Source organism: Pseudomonas sp. FW305-20 (genome assembly GCF_058788075.1).
On the sequence record NZ_JBYTAJ010000020.1, the window covers coordinates 88,106 to 105,803 of the forward strand.

Below are 17,698 nucleotides of genomic sequence, written 5' to 3' on the forward strand. Positions count from 1 at the left end.
TCGAATCGTGATGCCTCCTGCAATCAATGAAATCATTGATTGCAGGACACCTTGTTCCATCAAAACTCGCAGAGCTGCCGAACGGCCTTACACGCAAATCGCATTGGTAAACACCAACCGATTGCCGAACGGATCGCTGATCGTCATGTCCTGGCTGCCCCACGGCATCGCCTGGATCTGTGGGTGTGCGAATTTGTATTCCTTGGCCAGCAATTGTTGCTGGAATGCCTCCAGCTCATCGGTCTCGATCCGCAACGCCGAGCCCGGTGTGCTGTCGCCATGGTGTTCGGAGAGGTGCAGCACACATTCGCCTCGGGAGACTTGCAGGTACAACGGAAAGTTGGGCTCGAAACGATGCTGCCAATCGATCTTGAATCCCAGGAAGTCGACGTAGAACTCCACGGCCTTGATTTCATCGAAAATCCGCAGGATGGGGGTGGTTTTGCCGAAGCTCATGGCGTTGCTCCCAGACTGATAAGGCCCACAGTGTAGCTGGGCGAGATGTCAGCGCTTCGGCTTGGTGATGGCTTTCTTTAGTCTCAATGTGCCATCACTGTGACGCAGCACTCGGAATGTTTACTGGAAACCATCACGCAAGTCCCCGTCCCTCGCCAGAAACCGCCCTTCCCTCCTTCCGTTTGCCTGGCCTTCGCTGTAACTCAAGGCACCGTTGACCCAAACCCCATCGATACCTTCCGCCGCTCGTTGCGGATCATTGAAATCAGCCACATCGCGAATGGTCGCAGGATTGAACAACACCAGATCCGCCCAATGTCCTTCACGGATTTCGCCACGTTCCTTCAAGCCAAATCGGGCCGCCGACAACCCGGTCATCTTGTGCACGGCGGTATGCAGCGGAAACAGCCCCACGTCGCGACTGAAATGTCCGAGCACGCGTGGGAATGCGCCCCACAAGCGTGGATGCGGAAACGGGTCTTCCGGCAATCCGTCAGAACCGACCATCGACAGCGGATGCGCGAGGATTCTTCGTACGTCCGCCTCGTCCATTCCGTAATACACCGCGCCGGCCGGTTGCAGGCGTCGAGCGGCGTCAAGCAACGGCACGCCCCACTCGGCGGCGATGTCCATCAGGTCACGACCACCCACTTCAGGGTGCGGCGTTGACCAGGTGATGGTGATGCGATGAGCGTCGGTGACTTGCTTGAGGTCCAGCGTCGATGAACTCGCCGCGTAGGGATAACAGTCACAGCCTACCGGGTGGGTTTTCGCCGCGTGTTCGAGGGACGCTAGCAGTTGTGGACTGCGCCCCCAGTTACCGGCGCCGGCACATTTGAGATGGGAAATGATCACCGGTGTTTTGGCATGACGGCCGATCTGGAACGCCTCATCCATGGCCTCCAGCACCGGCTCGAATTCGCTGCGCAAATGGGTGGTATAGACCGCGCCGAAAGCGGTCAGCTCTTCGGTCAGTTGCATGACTTCATCGGTGGAAGCCGAGAACGCGCTGGCATAGGCAAGCCCCGTGGACAGGCCCAATGCGCCGGCCTCAAGACTCTCGCGCAGTTGCTCGCGCATCGCGCTGATTTCGTCCGCCGTGGCGGTGCGAAACAGGTCGTCGAGGTGGTTGCTGCGCAGCGCCGTATGGCCGACCAGTGCAGCCACGTTCAGCGTGGTGTTCGCCGCTTCGACGGCTGCGCGGTAGTCGCTGAATCTCGGATAAACGAACGCCGCGGCGGTGCCGAGCAGGTTCATCGGGTCGGGCGGATCGCCGCGTAAACTCACCGGTGACGCACTGATCCCGCAGTTGCCGACTATCACGGTGGTCACACCCTGGCTGAGCTTGGGCAGCATCTGCGGCTGGCGGATTACCACGGTGTCGTCGTGGGTGTGAACGTCGATGAAACCTGGCGCCAACACGCGACCGGTGGCGTCGATTTCTTCGGTGGCGCTGGCATCGTGCAAGTCGCCGATGCGCTCGATGCGGCCGTTCAGGATCGCCACGTCGGCGGGATAACCGGGCGCGTTGCTGCCGTCGATAATCAGGGCGTTGCGGATCAGCGTGTCGTACATCAGGTCAGTCTCCCAGCGGCAAATGATCGTCGCCGCCGCGGTAATCGTCGAGGGCGAGTTTGATCCGCCGCAGACGCTCTTGATTGTCTTCAGGATTGGCCAGCGCCAGCTCGGTGGCGAGCACGTCGATGGCCAGCAACATGCCGTAGCGCGCCGCCGTGGGTTTGTAGATGAATGAGGTTTCGACACCTTGCAGCGGCAGCAGCACATCCGCCAATTGCGCCAGCGGCGAGTCGGCCCGGGTGATGGCGAGAATTCGTGCGCCGTAGCTGCGCGCCAGCTCGACGGCCTCGAGCAGTTCGGGGGTGATGCCAGTCAGCGAGCAGGCAATGACGACGCGTTCGGCATCGAGGCTGGCGGCGGTGACGCGCATCATCACCGGGTCGTGGCACACCGCAATCGGGTAGCCGAATCGCACCAGCCGCACCTGCAATTCATCACTGCACAAAGTCGAGCAACCACCCATGCCGAAGGCGTGAATCATCCGCGCCTTGCCCAGCAATTTCACCGCGTCGGCGAAACGCGACTCATCGAAGGCCGACAGATGCTGGCGCAAGGTCGACTCGATATCGCCAACGATCTGTCCATAAAACGCCGACTGCTCGGGCGTGCCCGCCGGGTCCAAAAAACGACTGCCGACGCCGCTGGCCTGGGCCAGTTGCAGACGCAGATCGCGCAAGTCGCGACAGCCGACGGTGCGAGCAAAACGCGAGAGTGTGGCGGTGCTGACTTCCGCTTTCAGCGCCAGTTCATCCAGGCTGGCGGCGGAGGCAAATCCTACGTCGTCGAGCATCAGCCGAGCGATGCGTCCTTCGCCCGCACTGAAGGAATCCTGACGGGCGCGGATCTGGTAGAGGATGTCCATGGCGGGCGGCTCCGGCTAAAGCAGGTAAGAAAGGCCAACGGTCAGACCGAAGGCGACGACCGAGATAATGGTCTCGAGCACCGTCCAGGTCTTGAAGGTCTGGGCGACGGTCATGTTGAAGTATTCCTTGATCAACCAGAAACCGCCGTCATTGACGTGGGAAAAGATAACCGACCCCGCGCCCGTCGCCAGCACCAACAGCTCTGGATGGGGATAACCCAGACCAATGGCCACCGGCGCAACGATACCCGACGCAGTGGTCATGGCCACCGTGGCAGAACCGGTGGCGATGCGCATCAACGCAGCAAACAGCCAGCCCATCAACAGCGGCGACAGCTGGAACACCTGCGCCAGACTGACGATCTGGTCGGTGACGCCAGCGTCTACCAGAATCCGGTTCAAGCCACCGCCCGCGCCCACCAGCAAGGTGATGCTGGCGGTCGGTGCTAGGCATTCGTTGGTGAATTTGAGGATCGATTCGCGGCTGAAGCCTTGGGCCAGGCCCAAAGTCCAGAAGCTCAGCAAGGTCGCCAGCAACAAGGCGATCACCGAATTGCCGATGAACAACAGAAACTGATTGAAACCACTGCCCGGCGTAGAAATCAGATTGGCCCAGCCGCCGACCAGCATCAGCACCACCGGCAGCAGAATGGTCGCCATGGTGATGCCGAACCCCGGCAGGCCGTCGCGTGGTTCACGCTCGAGGAACTGACGCTCCAGCGGGTTATCGTCCGGCAGTTGAATGCGCGGCACGATGAACTTGGCGTAGAGGGGGCCGGCGATGATCGCAGTCGGAATCCCGATCAAAATCGCGTAGAGCAAGGTCTGCCCCACCGAGGCCTGATAGGCCTGCACCGCCAGCATCGCCGCCGGGTGCGGCGGCACCAGCGCGTGGACCACCGAGAGCCCGGCGACCATCGGCAAACCGACCATCAGAATCGACACGCCCACGCGCCGCGCCACGGTAAATGCGATCGGCACCAGCAGGACAAAACCGACTTCGAAGAACAGCGGCAGTCCGACAAGGAAAGCGATGCAGACCATCGCCCAGTGGGCATTTTTCTCACCGAAGCGGTCGATCAACGTTCGCGCCATCTGCTCGGCACCGCCGGACTCGGCCATCATTTTGCCGAGCATCGTGCCCAGCGCGACCACCAGCGCAATATGGCCCAGCGTCTTGCCGACACCCGCCTCATACGCCCCCACCACGCCCGACGGCGGCATCCCCGCCAGCAGCGCCAGGCCGATGGACACCAGGGTGATGACAATGAACGGATTGAGTCGGTAGCGGGCGATCAGAACGATCAGCGCGATGATGGCGATGGCGGCGTAAACCAGCAGCCAATAGCCGAAGGACGGTGTCATGCGGTACTCCTCGAAAGGGTCACGTCGAATGGGTTGTGAAACTCATAAAACATTTCGAGGCGTGATTTTCAAACGAGGTGAAAGTAATTTTCGTGAAGGGATAAGGGTTGTCGCGCAGAGGTATGCGAGGTCGCTAAATATGCAAATCAGATAGGCGAATTTACACCCCGATTTCCCTGTGGGAGCGAGCCTGCTCGCGATGAGGGAGAGTCAGTCAACAGTGATGAGACTGATACACCGCCATCGTCGGAGCGCCGCCCGGAGCCGGCTCGCTACCACAGGGATTTTGCTGGAGACCTCAGTCGTGACTGACCCGGGCGCGTTTGAGCAGCTTCTTGCAGCGTTCGGACAAGTGCAGCACGCGCAGGTGCTTGCCGGCCTTGGTGTAGCGTTCACGCAGCGTTTTTAGCGCAGCTATCGCCGAGTAGTCGACGAAGCTCAGGTGGCGACAATCGATCGTCACTACGGATGGGTCGTTGGCGGGGTCGAACTGGTTGAGAAAAGGCGTAGTCGAGGCGAAGAACAGCGTGCCATGCAGGTGGTAGAGCTTGCTGCCGTCGACTTCAAGATGACTGTCGGCATAGAGCTCGCGGGCCTGCTGCCAGGCGAAGTTGAGCGCCGCAATGATGATCCCGCAAAGCACGGCAGTGGCCAGGTCGGTGAACACCGTTATGACCGTTACCGCGATGATCACCAGCACGTCATTCAGCGGCACTTTGTTCAACACCCGAAGCGAGGCCCAGGCGAAGGTCTGCTGCGAAACCACGAACATCACCCCAACCAACGCGGCCAGCGGAATGCGCTCGATCAACGGCGACAAAAACAATATGAAAAGCAGAATCAGCACACCGGCCACTACACCGGACAGCCGACCGCGACCACCGGAGCTGAGGTTGATCACGGTCTGCCCGATCATCGCGCAGCCGCCCATGCCGCCGAACACGCCGGAGACCATGTTGGCCGCGCCCAGCGCCACACATTCGCGATCCGGGTAGCCACGGCTCTCGGTGATCTCGTCGGTGAGGTTCAGGGTCAGCAGGGTTTCCAGCAAGCCGACCAACGCCATCAATATTGCGTAAGGCACGATGATGCGCAGGGTGTCCAGGCTCCAGGGAATGTCTGGCAGTGCAAAGGTCGGCAAACCGCCGGCAATGTGCGCCATGTCGCCCAAGGTGCGGGTCGGCAAGCCGAGCAGATAAACCGCCAGCCCGACACCCAGAATCGCCACCAGCGCCGGCGGCACGGCGCGCGTCAGGCGCGGCAGCACGTAGACGATGGCCATCGTCACGGCAACCAACCCCGCCATCAGGTACAGCGGTGTGCCGCTGAGCCAGACGTCACCGCTCTTGAAGTGTTCCAGCTGCGCCAGGGCAATGATGATCGCCAGGCCGTTGACGAAGCCGAGCATCACCGGGTACGGCACCATGCGCACCAGCTTGCCCAGCTTCAGCAGCCCGAACGCCAGCATGATCAACCCGCCCAGCAACACGGTCGCCAGCAAATACTGCACACCGTGCTGAACCACCAGCGCAACGATCACCACGGCCATCGACCCCGCGGCACCGGACACCATGCCCGGCCGCCCACCGAAAAGCGCGGTCAGGGTGCAAATGATGAAAGCGCCGTAAAGTCCCATCAATGGATTGAGGTGCGCAACCAGCGCGAAGGCGATGCATTCGGGCAGAAGAGCGAATGACGTAGTGAGCCCGGCCAGGGTATCGGCGCGCAGATGTTTGGGTTTCATGGCTGATCTAAATACAGGCGGGAAAAGAGGGGGCGGATGTTACGGAATTGGGGGCGGCCCGGCCAGTTATTGGGTCGTCAGAAACGCAATCGCGGGCAAGCCACGCTCCCACAGGTATTGTGTCGTTCGCGAAACTGATGAACGACACAATACCTGTGGGAGCGTGGCTTGCCCGCGATGAACGATGACGCGGTCTAGAGCGAACTCACACCATCTCGTCACGAATCCATTCAATCACCGAAGTCCGCTTCGGCACCCAGCCCAGCAGTTCGCGCGCCTTGTTACCACGAACCCGGCTGTTGGAACCCAAACCATAGTTGGCCATTTCATACCCCCACTCGGCTTCGGCCTCTTTCAGCGGCCAGTCTTGTGGCTCACCCAGATTCAGCGCTTGGGCAATCGCAGTGGTCATGTCGATGAACGACGCTTCACCGCTTTCCACGAAGTAGAAAGTGCCCGGTACGTTGTTGGTCAGCACCAGCAGGTACAGGGCAACCACGTCTTCGATGTGCACGTTGGACCAGATGTTCTGGCCGGTACCGACATGCCGGACCACGCCACTTTTACGCGCCTGTTTCAGCAAACGCGGCAACTGCACGCTGTCGCGATTCACGCCCAGGCTGTGGCCGTAGATCAGGGTGTTGCAGATCACTGCCGAGTTCACCCCGTCCTTTGCTGCGGCAAGGATCAGGTTGTCGATGGCCACGCGCGCAGCTTTGTCGATAGTCGGCTCGGGCAGATTATCTTCGTAATAGATAACGTCGCTGGATTTACCGCCCGACGCATCGCCGACAATGCTCGAACCGCTGGTGTGCAGGAACACTTTGTTGGAACCGCGAAGTGTATCGAGCAACGCTTCTACCGCGCCGCGATGGTCGCTGCTGGCGGCGTTGATCACGGCATCGGCAGCGCGGGCCTGTTCGGCCAGTAGGGCGCTGTCGTCAAGCGTGCCGAGCACCGGGGTGATACCCAGAGCGCTCAGTTCATTGGCTTGTTCGGTGCTGCGAACCAGGCCAGTCACCATATGGCCAGCCTGGACCAGGCCGGTGGCGATGGAGCCACCGATAAAACCAGCTGCGCCGGTTACGAATACGTTCATGGAGAGACTCCCAGCGTTAATAAGTGATGCAGCCAGTATCGAGGACCGATGCCAGTGGAAACAGACGGCATCGCCCAATTCACTCTTGCGCAGGGATCACGAATCAGCCCTTGAAATCCGCATTCGCATAAGCCGCCAATTTGCCCTGGATGAAGTCCAGGAAGCATTGAATCCGTAGGGCAAGTTGCGAGTTGCGGTAGTACACCGCGTTGATCGGCTGGCGATAGCCGCTGTTGAAATCCGCCAGCAGCACCTGCAAACGTCCGGCGCGGATGTCATCAATCGTCATGAAGTGCGACAGGCAGGCGATGCCTTGGCCTTCCAGCGCCAAGTGCCTGATCGTCTCGCCGCTGGAGGCGCTGATCGACGCCTGAATCGGCCAACGATCACCGTGCACGTAACGCAGCGGCCATTGGTTGAGGCCTTCGTTGTGGGTAAAACCCAGCAACGTATGCCCGGACAAATCCGCCACTTCAGCCGGTACACCGTGTTTTTCAAGATAGGCCGGGCTGGCGACGATGTGCAGCGGACTGCAGCCCAGCGATCGAGCGTGCAGGGTCGAATCGGCGAGCGTGCCGATGCGGATGGCGATGTCGGTGCTTTGCTCGAGCAAGTCGATGATCAGATCGTTGCTGTTGAGCTCCAGCTGGATGTCCGGATAGAGCCGGCGGAACTCGTCGATGTACGGCACGATGGCGTGCAGCATGAACGGTGACGCGGCATTGATCCGCAGGCGCCCGGACGGGGTTTGCTGACGCGAGGTCAGACGCTCTTCAAGCTCGTCCATCTGATCGAGAATCAGCTTGGCGTGCTCGAAAAAATACTTGCCCTCTTCGGTCAGGTCCATGCGTCGCGTGGTGCGGTTGATTAGCGTGGTATCGAGTTTCGCCTCCAGCCGCGACAGCGTACGGCTGACCGCCGAAGGCGTTTGCCCGACCTGTTCGGCCGCAGCGGAAATCGACCCGCATTCAATCACGCAGACGAAAATCTGCAATTCATCGGATCTGGCTTTCACGGATGCCCCTCATTCAAAACTGGCTTGATAGTAGCTGGATGTGGGGCAAAAGGAACCTTACGCCGGCAGGCCGAACACCTCGGTCAAATGCTGCTCATAGCGCGCCACATCGGCTTCGATATTAGGGCGCTTCATCACATCAACGCACAGGAACGTTGGCAAACCGGTCATGCCGAGGAAGGTGTTGGCCTTGTGGAACGGGAAGTACACCGCGTCCACGCCCTTGGCTTCGAAGAAGTCGGTTGGATCGTCGAAGGCTTGCTGCGGCGCGTTCCAAGTCAGGGACAACATGTATTGCTTGCCCTGCAACAGACCACCGCTGCCGTACTTTTGCGACGCGTCGGAACGGGTGCGACCGTCACTGGCGTACAGGCTGCCATGGCCTTCGGTGAAGACTTCGTCGATGTACTTCTTGACGGTCCAGGGCGCGCCCATCCACCAGCCGGGCATCTGATAAATGATCACGTCGGCCCAAAGGAATTTGGCAACTTCCTCGGCGAGGTCGTAACCCTCGTCGATGAAAGTGGCTTTCACGTCGACGCCGCCGCGATCCAGCACGCTCAGTGCGGCTTCATGCAGGGTGGCGTTGTAACGGCCATCGGAGTGGGCAAATTTTTTGCCGCCATTGAGCAACAGGACTTTTTTCATGGGAAGTCTCGGAAGGTTGGAATTCGATGACGGCAGAGTAGCGATCTGCCTCGCGCTGAATAAGCGCTGAATTCACAAAATTCATTTGACCAATACGCACGAATCGACAGCCGATTGTTGCCATAAACTTGCGTCGATTCTGAACTTGAGGAAATTTCTGATGAGTGAAATGCAAGGTTTCATCCTGCACGCCAAGACCCGCTCGGAAAAATCCGACGCCTTCGAAGCGTTTTTCAGCGGTTATGTGCAAGCAAGCCGCGCCGAACCCGGTTGCATCGAGTACCACATGTTGCGCGACAAACAGGACCCGACGCTGTTTATCTTCTACGAGATCTGGCAGTCCCAGGCTCACTTGGACGTGCACTCGAACCTGCCGCACATGAAGCAATTCCTCGAGCAACGCGATGAGTACCTGGAACGGGATTTCGATATCCGCACGATCGACATGCTCAGCCCGTCGTCCGCTACCCGCTGATCAGCAAGTGGCCGCCGAGCACGCCCAGGCCGATAAAGAACACACGCTTGAACAGCACGGCGCTGATCCGCTGGCGCAGCCATTGCCCCAGCAACATGCCGAGCACCGCCGGGATCAGCGCCAGCAACGACGCACTTAACTCGCCACCGCCCAGTGCGCCGCGCCATAACAATCCGCCGGCCAAGGCCAGGGTCGAGACGGTGAACGACAGACCCAGCGCCTGCACCAGTTCATCCTTGTTCAAGCCCAAGGCTTGCAGATAAGGCACGGCCGGAATCACGAAGACGCCGGTGGCCGAGGTGATGACGCCCGTCAACAGACCGCCAAGCGGACCGAGCCAACGCTCAGTGTGACGGCCGACACGCAAGGTCGGCAGACACAACCCGCTCAACGCGTAGAGCAACAGCGCAGCGCCCAATCCCCGCACGACCCAATGACCACCGGCCATGCCGATCCACAACGTGCCGGCCCCGGTGCCGATGAAGATCGCCAGCAGCATCGGCCACAGGCGTTTGATTAACCCTCGCAGATGCCCGCCGAATGCCAGTTGCCAGACATTGGTGAGCGTTGCGGGGATGATCAGCAGCGCGGCAGCCTGCGACGGCGCCATAGCCAGACCGAGCAAACCCATCGCGATGGTCGGCAGACCGAGGCCGATCACACCCTTGATCATGCCGGCCAGCAAAAAGGTCGCAATGACCATCAAAGAAAGGGCCAGACCGAGGTTTTGATAGAACGCGGCGAGAGTATTCATGGCGCTATCGTGAGCCTGGATTGGCTGCTTGAAAATCTGCCATATACTGAGGCAGCCTCTTGCTCAGCAAGAGGCATGATCGTTCCCACGCTCTGCGTGGGAATGCAGCCCGTGACGCTTCGCGTCGCATGCCAAAGCGGACGCAGAGCGTCCAGTGAGGCATTCCCACGCAGGAGCGTGGGAACGATCTTTGGGACTGACGATGCACTTCGACCTGACCGACCTGCGCCTCTACCTGAACATCCTCGACAGCGGCAACATCACCGCCGGCGCGGCTCGCAGTCATCTGTCCCTGGCGGCGGCGAGTGCGCGCATCCGCGCCATGGAGGCATCGTTGGGGATCGAATTTCTGCAGCGAGGTCGTCGCGGGGTCAGCCCGACCCCGGCCGGCAAGGCCCTGGCGCAACACGCCCGCGTCCTGCTGCAACAAGCCGAACGCATGCAGCAGGACCTGGCGGAATACGCCAACGGCGTCAAAGGCCAGGTGCGGCTACTGTGCAACACCACGGCAATCACCGAATACCTGCCGGAGTTGCTTGCGGACTTTCTTCGCGACCAGCCTAACCTCGACATCGATTTGCAAGAACTGCCCAGTGCACGCATCACCCACGCCTTGCGCCAAGGTGCCGCAGACCTGGGCATCGTCTCCGACGCCGTAGACACCGATGACCTGCAGACCCGCCCGTTTCGCGACGATCCGCTGGTGCTGATCATGCCCCGCGATCATCCCTTGGCACCCGCAGATGTCGTGAGCTTCAGCGACACCTTGCACCACGACTATGTCGGCCTGAACGCCAACAGCGCGTTGGCGGTGTACCTGGAAGAACAGGCGCTGCACACCGGGTCACGCATGCAAATGCGCATCCGCGCCGACGGTTTCGATGGCATGATGCGCATGGTCGCTCGGGGGGCCGGGTTGGCGATCGTCCCGCTTGCGGCGGTTGAGCGCTGGCGCGACGAACAATCTTTCAAAAGTCTCGCCCTGCAGGAACCTTGGGCTCAACGCAAACTCCTGCTCTGTGCGCGGGACTTTGAGACGCTGCCCGGCTATGCGAAGGCCTTGCTGCACGCCTTGACTCTCCCCTGAGGGGCAGACTTTACCCTTGGGCTTTCATCTTTGAGGGCAATGCGCGTTTCTGGACAGCTCAATGTCGAGTACAGACAACTGAGCGGCAGACGGGCGCTATAGGGTGCGACTTCAGTTCTCTAGTCCACTGCCCCGGAGTCCACATGACCGCACCTATTACCGTTCTTCGCGATACCCATCCACTGCCGGTGCTCGACGCCTGCAAATGGGAAAAACTCGAAGGCGACCCGCACACCGTCAACCTCAACGCCTACACCAGCGAAGACGGCAGCAAGATCATGGGCACCTGGATCTGCACGCCGGGCAAATGGTATGTGGAATACGTGAAGTGGGAATACTGCGATTTCCGCGAGGGGTACTGCATCATCACCCCAGAAGGAAAAGAGCCGATCCATCTGCGCGCCGGTGATATTTTCGTCATCGAGCCGGGCATGAAAGGCACGTGGGAAGTGGTTGAAACCGTGCGCAAGTATTTCGTGTTTGCCTGATGCAAAAAAACCGGGAGATCACCCGACGTGATCTCCCGGTAAATGTCGATAGGAACAATGCTGCCCCTGTGGGAGCCAGCTTTTGTGGTGAGGGGGTTTACCCCCGTTCGGCGGCGAAGCCGTCGTAAAACCTGCCTACACGGTATGCCTGAGGGAATGCGGGGGAGCGCTACGCACTCCAACGGGGGCAAGCCCCCTCGCCACAATCCCGGAAAACTCCTTATTGCGGTTTGCGATAGCTGTTGATGATCGCCGAGAAGTCCTTGCCACCTTCCCCACGCTGGCTCATCGCCTGATACAACTGCTGGGCCACCGCGCCGAGCATCACCGGTTGGTGCGCCTGACGTGCTGCTTCCGTGGCCAGCCCCAGATCCTTGAGCATCAGTTCGGCACCGAAACCGCCGGTATAACCGCGCGAGGCCGGCGCCGTTTCGACGATGCCCGGCCACGGGTTGTACATTTCCGAACTCCAGCAACGCCCTGTGGAACTGTTGATGATCCCGGCCAGCACCGTGGTGTCGATGCCGAGCGCATCACCGAGCGCCATCGCTTCGCTGACACCGACCATCGAGATCGCCAGCAGCAGGTTGTTGCAGATTTTGGCGATTTGCCCGGTGCCGACTTCGCCGCAATGAACGATGTTGCGGCCCATCTGCGCCAGCACGGGTTGCAGGGTGGCGAACAGCTCAGGGGGGGCGCCGACCATAAACGTCAGGGTCCCGGCTGCCGCACCACCGGTACCGCCCGACACCGGTGCATCCGCCATGGCCACGCCTTGCTTGGCCGCCGCCGCGGCAACATCACGCGCCGTCTGCGGATCGATGGTGCTGCAATCGACTGCCGGCACGCCCTTGGCGATACCCGCCAGCACGCCGTCTTCACCCAGCCACACGCTGCGCACATGCACCGCGGCGGGCAGCATGGTGATTACCAATTCTGCGCCTTGAGCCGCTTCACGCGCCGAAGCGCTGATGCTGCCGCCCAGTTGCTCAAGCTCCGCCAGGACGGTTTTGTTCAGGTCGACCAGGTTCAACGAATGGCCGGCCTTGATCAGGTTGCGCGCCATCGGCGCGCCCATGTTGCCGAGACCGATAAAAGCGATTTTCATGACCGGCTCCTTAACGCAAGTTAATGGTGGTGTTCACACCGTCGTTGACGCTGTTGTCATCGAACCAGCGACTGGTGACAGTCTTGGTCTGAGTGTAGAACTGCACCACTTGCTTGCCATACGGACCGAGGTCGCCGAGTTTGGACCCGCGCGAACCGGTGAAACTGAAGAACGGGACCGGCACCGGAATCGGGATGTTGATGCCGACCTGGCCGACGTCGATTTCCGTCTGGAATTTACGCGCCGCCGCACCGCTTTGGGTGAACAGGCCAGTGCCGTTGCCGAACGGGTTGGCGTTGACCAGTGCGATGGCCTCATCGAGGGTATCGACTTCCAGCACCACCAGCACCGGACCGAAGATTTCCTGGGTGTAGATCTGCATCTCCGGGGTGACGCCGGAGAACAGGGTAGGGCCGACAAAGTTGCCCTTCTCGAAACCAGGAACCGTGATATCGCGACCGTCCAGCTCCAGCTTGGCGCCTTCCTTGATGCCGCTCTCGATCAGATCCAGAATCCGCGCCTTGGCCTTTTTGGAAATCACCGGACCGACGTCAGTGCCCGGCTCGCTGCCGGCATTCACTTTGAGTTTCTGCGCCAGCACCTTCAGGTCAGGCAGCCATTGTTTGGCCGCGCCCACCAGCACCACCACGGAGGTGGCCATGCAGCGTTGCCCGGCCGCACCGAAACCGGCACCGACCAGCGCATTCAGCGCTTGTTCGCGGTTGGCATCGGGCAGTACAACGGCGTGGTTCTTCGCGCCCATCATCGATTGCACACGCTTGCCGTGCTTACCGGCCAAGTCGTAGACGTGCGTGCCGACGGCGGTCGAACCGACGAAGGAAACAGCCTTGATGTCCTTGTGGGTGCAGAGCGCATCCACCACGTCTTTACCGCCATGAACGACGTTGAGCACGCCTGCCGGAACGCCGGCCTCGATCGCCAGTTCCACCAGCAGCATGGTCGACATCGGGTCCTGTTCGGACGGCTTGAGCACGAAGGTGTTGCCGCAGGCGATGGCCATCGGGAACATCCACAGCGGAATCATCGCCGGGAAGTTGAACGGCGTGATGCCGGCGCAAACGCCGATTGGCTGACGCAGGGTGTAGGTATCGACGCCGCCCGCAACGTTCTCGGCGAACTCGCCCATTTGCAGGCTGCCGATGGAGCAGGCGTGCTCGACCACTTCCAGGCCGCGGAAGATATCGCCTTCAGCGTCGGCGATGGTTTTGCCTTGCTCGTTGCTGAGCACCACGGCGATGCGCTTGGAGTGTTCGCGAATCAACGCCTGGAGCTTGAGCATGATGCGCATCCGCGCGCCGATCGGCGTCAGCTTCCAGGTCTGGAAGGCGCGATGGGCAGCACTGATCGCAGCGTCGACTTCCTGCGCGGTCGCGAATGGTACTTTCGCCAGCACTTGCTGGGTCGCCGGGTTGACGATGTCGTGCCACTCGGTAGTCTGGGACTCGACCCACTCGCCGTCGATCAACAGCTTTACCGTTTGGACAGTGGTTTCGTTTGGCGTGAGCGAAGCGTTCATGTTGGGTCTCCGGAAGTTGTTCTTATTTAGAGAGCTATCTGTATAGCCAAGGCGAGACTGTCGCCTTGAAACGAGACGTGTGTCGCGAGTTGGTTCTCGGACTGTTTTTGGAGTATAGATGTGCAAACTTCTAATAAGAACGCACATAAAAGCCGGTCCATCATGCAAAAAAACATCACGTCTCTAGGCTCGTTGAACTGGGATGACCTCAAGTTTTTCCTTGAAGTCGCCCGCACCCGCAAGGCCAGCACCGCAGCCAAGCGCCTGGCGGTCGACTACACCACGGTGTCGCGGCGCATCAGCTCGCTGGAAGCTGCGTTGGGCACGTTGCTGTTCGAGAAATCCCGGACCAGCGGTTTTGTCCTGACTGCCGAAGGCCAGCGGTTGCTCGGTTATGCCGAGTCGATCGAAAGCACGCTGCACATGGCCTGTGAACAGGTTTCGGGTTCTGGCGTTGCGTTGTCCGGGCATGTGCGCATGGGCTGCACCGAAGGCTTTGGCAGCTTTTTCATCACTCCACAGCTGAGCCATTTCGTCGACGCCTACCCGGCAATCTCCGTGGACATCCTGCCGCTGCCGCACTTCATCAGCCTGTCCAAGCGCGAGGCGGACATCGTCATCGCCCTGGAGCGCCCGGAGCATGGGCCATACGTGTGCTGCAAACTCTGCGACTACAAATTGCAGCTCTACGCGACGCAGGATTATCTGGACAAGCACCCACCGATCCGCCGCCCGGCTGACCTGGGTAAACATTCATTCATCAGTTATGTCGACGATCTGGCGTTCAGCTCGGAGCTGTTGTACCTGGCGAATGTGTTGCCCGGCGCCAGTGCCAACCTGCGCAGCACCAGTGTGATTGCGCAATTCGTGGCCGCGCAGCAAGGGCGGTCGCTGGCGATTCTGCCGTGCTTCCTGGCCGCCCAGGATCCGCGATTGCTGCCGGTGTTGCCGAAGGAGATCAACATCACTCGACAGTTCTGGATGTACTGCCGCGAGGATCTGCGCAAGCTCAAGCGCATCACCCTGTTGTGGGATTACATCCGGGAGGTGACTGAGCGGAATCAGGGTCTGTTGATGGGTGAAAGTCGCGAGACCCTGTTCGCCGATTAGTCGGCGCTCACCACGATCGACACCCGGCGGTTCTCGGTACGGCCGGCCGGTGTGTTGTTGGAAGCAACCGGTTCACTGCTGCCGAGGCCGCGCAGCAGGATGTTTTGTTCCTTCATCCCGACAACGGTCAGCACCTTGCCGACGCTTTTTGCGCGGCGCAACGAGAGCTGCTCGTTGTAAGACTCTTTGCCCGAGGCGTCGGTGTGACCGTCGACCCGCACTCGTTCTATTTCACCCCCCAGCAATGCCTTGCCGATACGCTCGACGATGTCGGTGCTGGCTGGGTTGAGGCTGTCGTCGTCACTGCCAAACAGCACTTTGCCGGACAAGCCAAAGGCCCAGCCCTCATCGGTCAATTCGAAGCCTTGCTGCTTGAGCACAGCGATCTGCGCCGGAGTCAGGCCTTTTTGCGGCGCCGTCTGGCAACCGCTCAATGTCAGCAAAGCCATCAATAAGGTGAAGGTGAAAAATCGCAGGGAACGCCGGGTCAGTGAGAACACAAAATTTAGCTCCTGGTTTGAACATCGGCGACAGAGTGCTCCGACCCTGCCGTGTGCTGTGCGCCTCGGGAAAGACGCTTGGCTTGGTACATCGCCGCGTCGGCGGCGTTAAGCAAAGCACCGGGTGTGGTCCCATGGTCGGGGTACACGGCGATGCCGATGCTGAGTGAAGTCAACACCTGGGTATCGCCCGGCAACGGGATCGGTGCTTCCATGCTGGTGATTATTTTGTCGGCAATCCACTCGGCATCCTCGATCCGGTGCAGCGGCGTCAGCAGGACGGCAAATTCGTCACCGCCCAGGCGTGCCACCAGATCCCCTTCGCGCAGTTGCGCTCGAACCCGATTGGCCACGGCCACCAACACCGCATCGCCAGCGGCATGACCGAAGCCATCATTGATCTCCTTGAACCGATCACTGTCGAGAAACAGCACCGCCACTTGCTCGTTGAGTTTGTTGGCATTACGCAGCGCTCGAATCAGCCGTCCTTCGAAAAACGCCCGATTCGGCAACCCGGTGAGGCTGTCATGGCTGGCCTGGTGGGCCAGGGTTTCGTTTTCGCTTCGCAGGTGGGTCTGCCAGGATTCAAGCTCATCGAGCAAGGCATTGAAGTCATTGCCCAGGTTGTCGAGTTCGGCGATGGCGGCGGGAGGCACACGCTGATCGAAGGCTCGCTCGCTGCGGGCGGCGTGAGCCACGAACGCCAGGCTGCGCAATGGCCCCGTGATTGCGCGAAGTTGTCGGCGCGCCAGATAGAGCGCCACCCAAGCACTGACGGCGGTACACAAAACGATGCCGAGCAGACCGCTGAGCAGAAACCGCAACAGGCTGCCCCCGTGACCGGTGAGCTGGATGCTTCCAATTGCCTGACCTTGATGGACGATTGGCATGCTGATCGGTTTTTCCAGAAAGGCCTTGGCAATCTGCATTTCGAGGTCCGAGAAGAAGCCCGTTTCCGGCCGCTCCCAGCGAGCCAGCAACGTGCCTTGCTCGTCCAGCACTTGGGCATCGGCCACTTCTTCGGTGGACGCAATCAATGCCAGCGCTTCGCTAGCGGCAGACTTGTCGTTGAACACCACCGCCGCTTCCACGGTGTAATTGATCGAGCGCGCAATCAGGTGCAAGTTGTGGTCGGCATAGACCCGCAAGGCCAGTACGCCGAGCAACGTCAGCGAGATACTGGCCATGGCCACGGCCACGAGTGCGACGATCAAATGTCCGCGCCCGATGACCGAGCGCAAGGTTGGGCGGTTACCCGGCTTGAAAAGACTCATGGCGCCGCCGGCTTGCGGCGGGACAGTTGCAGCACACTGGGGTGAATACGCACGCCGCTTCGGGCGACGGAATCCAGGTTGACTTCAAAGGACACTTGCTCATCGCTGACCCGCAGGCAAAACAGACTGCCGACGGTACAGGGGTCGTCGCGTTCGCTGATGCTCAGCACCGGACGCCCTGCCAGCGAAGCGAATAGCCGGCTACGTTCATCACTGGTCAGTTTGCCGATATACACCGCATCGCACTCACCGGTAATCGACGGGTTGTCGGCCAACAGACGTCGCACCGTGACGGGGCGACCGGTGGCCTGGGTCGTGCCTTTGACCAGATCGTCGGTGTATTCGGTGGGGCCCACAATGCACAAGCGCAGTTGTGCTGGCTCAACAGGCCAGCGGGCATAACTGAGAATCCCGAGGACCACCTGAGTGACGGATTGTGCGCGCTGATCGGCCATGCTCACAGGCGTTTGCGACTGAGCGAAAACGATGCCGGTGAACAAACAGAGAAGGCCGGCGAACAGCACGTGTTTGCACCTGGTAACGCGCTGTGTCGTCCAGACAGCGACCTTCATGCAGGGATTCTCTTCGATCGTAGCGA

General features: G+C 60.4%; 18 protein-coding genes. 4 read left to right on the plus strand and 14 right to left on the minus strand.

Annotated elements, in window-relative coordinates; genetic code table 11:
• Positions 1-87: 87 nt before the first annotated feature.
• The 8 genes from AC3WP4_RS18230 to mdaB all read right to left on the minus strand — a co-directional run bounded on the left by AC3WP4_RS18230 (position 88) and on the right by mdaB (position 8,767).
• Entirely contained in the window at positions 88-456 is a 369-nt protein-coding gene (locus AC3WP4_RS18230; RefSeq protein ID WP_074873591.1) for a glyoxalase superfamily protein, read from the minus strand.
• Between the two features lie 120 nt (positions 457-576).
• Positions 577-2,034: an N-acyl-D-amino-acid deacylase family protein gene (locus tag AC3WP4_RS18235; protein WP_102616416.1), complete on the minus strand. Its 1,458-nt coding sequence runs from the start codon at positions 2,032-2,034 to the stop codon at positions 577-579.
• A gap of 1 nt (position 2,035) precedes the next feature.
• Positions 2,036-2,896 (minus strand): MurR/RpiR family transcriptional regulator, encoded by an 861-nt coding sequence (locus tag AC3WP4_RS18240; RefSeq protein WP_074873589.1) that lies wholly within the window; start codon positions 2,894-2,896, stop codon positions 2,036-2,038.
• A 15-nt stretch (positions 2,897-2,911) separates the two neighbouring features.
• Positions 2,912-4,261, minus strand: coding sequence for a GntT/GntP/DsdX family permease (locus AC3WP4_RS18245; RefSeq protein WP_102616403.1), 1,350 nt, complete (start codon positions 4,259-4,261; stop codon positions 2,912-2,914).
• A gap of 298 nt (positions 4,262-4,559) precedes the next feature.
• A complete protein-coding gene (locus AC3WP4_RS18250) occupies positions 4,560-6,005 on the minus strand; it encodes a SulP family inorganic anion transporter (protein WP_074873585.1) in 1,446 nt (481 codons plus the stop codon).
• Positions 6,006-6,210: 205 nt separating this feature from the next.
• The gene (locus AC3WP4_RS18255) at positions 6,211-7,104 is read right to left on the minus strand and encodes an NAD-dependent epimerase/dehydratase family protein (RefSeq protein WP_102616404.1); all 894 of its coding nucleotides are present in this window, start codon (positions 7,102-7,104) and stop codon (positions 6,211-6,213) included.
• Positions 7,105-7,207: 103 nt separating this feature from the next.
• Positions 7,208-8,119 (minus strand): LysR family transcriptional regulator, encoded by a 912-nt coding sequence (locus AC3WP4_RS18260; protein WP_074873581.1) that lies wholly within the window; start codon positions 8,117-8,119, stop codon positions 7,208-7,210.
• Positions 8,120-8,176: 57 nt separating this feature from the next.
• Positions 8,177-8,767 carry an NADPH:quinone oxidoreductase MdaB gene (mdaB, locus tag AC3WP4_RS18265; protein ID WP_074873580.1) on the minus strand — a complete coding sequence of 197 codons (591 nt, stop codon included), beginning with the start codon at positions 8,765-8,767 and terminating at the stop codon, positions 8,177-8,179.
• A gap of 160 nt (positions 8,768-8,927) precedes the next feature.
• Here mdaB and AC3WP4_RS18270 point away from each other — a divergent pair, with 160 nt between their 5' ends.
• On the plus strand, positions 8,928-9,242 hold the full coding sequence (locus AC3WP4_RS18270; RefSeq protein WP_102616405.1) for a putative quinol monooxygenase: 315 nt from the start codon (positions 8,928-8,930) through the stop codon (positions 9,240-9,242).
• Here the strand turns inward: AC3WP4_RS18270 and AC3WP4_RS18275 are convergent.
• On the minus strand, positions 9,232-9,996 hold the full coding sequence (locus tag AC3WP4_RS18275; protein WP_102616406.1) for a sulfite exporter TauE/SafE family protein: 765 nt from the start codon (positions 9,994-9,996) through the stop codon (positions 9,232-9,234). The genes AC3WP4_RS18270 and AC3WP4_RS18275 overlap by 11 nt on opposite strands.
• A gap of 202 nt (positions 9,997-10,198) precedes the next feature.
• Here AC3WP4_RS18275 and AC3WP4_RS18280 point away from each other — a divergent pair, with 202 nt between their 5' ends.
• Positions 10,199-11,083: a LysR substrate-binding domain-containing protein gene (locus AC3WP4_RS18280; protein WP_102616407.1), complete on the plus strand. Its 885-nt coding sequence runs from the start codon at positions 10,199-10,201 to the stop codon at positions 11,081-11,083.
• Positions 11,084-11,226: 143 nt separating this feature from the next.
• The gene (locus AC3WP4_RS18285; protein ID WP_007946320.1) at positions 11,227-11,571 is read left to right on the plus strand and encodes a cupin domain-containing protein; all 345 of its coding nucleotides are present in this window, start codon (positions 11,227-11,229) and stop codon (positions 11,569-11,571) included.
• Between the two features lie 220 nt (positions 11,572-11,791).
• Here the strand turns inward: AC3WP4_RS18285 and mmsB are convergent, their stop codons facing one another.
• Together mmsB and AC3WP4_RS18295 are read right to left on the minus strand one after the other, a co-directional pair.
• The gene (gene mmsB, locus AC3WP4_RS18290; protein ID WP_102616408.1) at positions 11,792-12,679 is read right to left on the minus strand and encodes a 3-hydroxyisobutyrate dehydrogenase; all 888 of its coding nucleotides are present in this window, start codon (positions 12,677-12,679) and stop codon (positions 11,792-11,794) included.
• A gap of 10 nt (positions 12,680-12,689) precedes the next feature.
• On the minus strand, positions 12,690-14,216 hold the full coding sequence (locus tag AC3WP4_RS18295; protein ID WP_102616409.1) for a CoA-acylating methylmalonate-semialdehyde dehydrogenase: 1,527 nt from the start codon (positions 14,214-14,216) through the stop codon (positions 12,690-12,692).
• Positions 14,217-14,378: 162 nt separating this feature from the next.
• On the opposite strand from AC3WP4_RS18295, the gene AC3WP4_RS18300 reads away from it, so the two are divergent.
• Positions 14,379-15,326 carry a LysR family transcriptional regulator gene (locus AC3WP4_RS18300; protein ID WP_102616410.1) on the plus strand — a complete coding sequence of 316 codons (948 nt, stop codon included), beginning with the start codon at positions 14,379-14,381 and terminating at the stop codon, positions 15,324-15,326.
• Here AC3WP4_RS18300 and yfiB read toward each other — a convergent pair.
• Genes yfiB through yfiR form a run of 3 tightly spaced genes read right to left on the minus strand, consistent with a single transcriptional unit; the run spans position 15,323 to position 17,672 of the window.
• Positions 15,323-15,826 (minus strand): outer membrane lipoprotein YfiB, encoded by a 504-nt coding sequence (gene yfiB / locus AC3WP4_RS18305; protein WP_102616411.1) that lies wholly within the window; start codon positions 15,824-15,826, stop codon positions 15,323-15,325. The two genes, AC3WP4_RS18300 and yfiB, sit on opposite strands and share 4 nt — an antisense overlap.
• A gap of 5 nt (positions 15,827-15,831) precedes the next feature.
• Positions 15,832-17,100, minus strand: coding sequence for a diguanylate cyclase DgcN/YfiN (gene dgcN / locus AC3WP4_RS18310; protein ID WP_102616412.1), 1,269 nt, complete (start codon positions 17,098-17,100; stop codon positions 15,832-15,834).
• The gene (gene yfiR, locus AC3WP4_RS18315) at positions 17,097-17,672 is read right to left on the minus strand and encodes a regulatory sequestration protein YfiR (RefSeq protein ID WP_102616413.1); all 576 of its coding nucleotides are present in this window, start codon (positions 17,670-17,672) and stop codon (positions 17,097-17,099) included. The genes dgcN and yfiR overlap by 4 nt, the downstream gene beginning before the upstream one ends.
• Between the last annotated feature and the right edge of the window lie 26 nt (positions 17,673-17,698).

Excerpts from the sequence above, each read along its gene's own strand:
- AC3WP4_RS18230 (WP_074873591.1), bottom strand. The coding sequence starts at position 456 with ATGAGCTTCGGCAAAACCACCCCCATCCTGCGGATTTTCGATGAAATC.
- AC3WP4_RS18240 (WP_074873589.1), bottom strand. The coding sequence starts at position 2,896 with ATGGACATCCTCTACCAGATCCGCGCCCGTCAGGATTCCTTCAGTGCG.
- AC3WP4_RS18245 (WP_102616403.1), bottom strand. The coding sequence starts at position 4,261 with ATGACACCGTCCTTCGGCTATTGGCTGCTGGTTTACGCCGCCATCGCC.
- AC3WP4_RS18250 (WP_074873585.1), bottom strand. The coding sequence starts at position 6,005 with ATGAAACCCAAACATCTGCGCGCCGATACCCTGGCCGGGCTCACTACG.
- AC3WP4_RS18255 (WP_102616404.1), bottom strand. The coding sequence starts at position 7,104 with ATGAACGTATTCGTAACCGGCGCAGCTGGTTTTATCGGTGGCTCCATC.
- mdaB (WP_074873580.1), bottom strand. The coding sequence starts at position 8,767 with ATGAAAAAAGTCCTGTTGCTCAATGGCGGCAAAAAATTTGCCCACTCC.
- AC3WP4_RS18270 (WP_102616405.1), top strand. The coding sequence starts at position 8,928 with ATGAGTGAAATGCAAGGTTTCATCCTGCACGCCAAGACCCGCTCGGAA.
- AC3WP4_RS18275 (WP_102616406.1), bottom strand. The coding sequence starts at position 9,996 with ATGAATACTCTCGCCGCGTTCTATCAAAACCTCGGTCTGGCCCTTTCT.
- AC3WP4_RS18280 (WP_102616407.1), top strand. The coding sequence starts at position 10,199 with ATGCACTTCGACCTGACCGACCTGCGCCTCTACCTGAACATCCTCGAC.
- AC3WP4_RS18285 (WP_007946320.1), top strand. The coding sequence starts at position 11,227 with ATGACCGCACCTATTACCGTTCTTCGCGATACCCATCCACTGCCGGTG.
- mmsB (WP_102616408.1), bottom strand. The coding sequence starts at position 12,679 with ATGAAAATCGCTTTTATCGGTCTCGGCAACATGGGCGCGCCGATGGCG.
- AC3WP4_RS18295 (WP_102616409.1), bottom strand. The coding sequence starts at position 14,216 with ATGAACGCTTCGCTCACGCCAAACGAAACCACTGTCCAAACGGTAAAG.
- AC3WP4_RS18300 (WP_102616410.1), top strand. The coding sequence starts at position 14,379 with ATGCAAAAAAACATCACGTCTCTAGGCTCGTTGAACTGGGATGACCTC.
- dgcN (WP_102616412.1), bottom strand. The coding sequence starts at position 17,100 with ATGAGTCTTTTCAAGCCGGGTAACCGCCCAACCTTGCGCTCGGTCATC.
- yfiR (WP_102616413.1), bottom strand. The coding sequence starts at position 17,672 with ATGAAGGTCGCTGTCTGGACGACACAGCGCGTTACCAGGTGCAAACAC.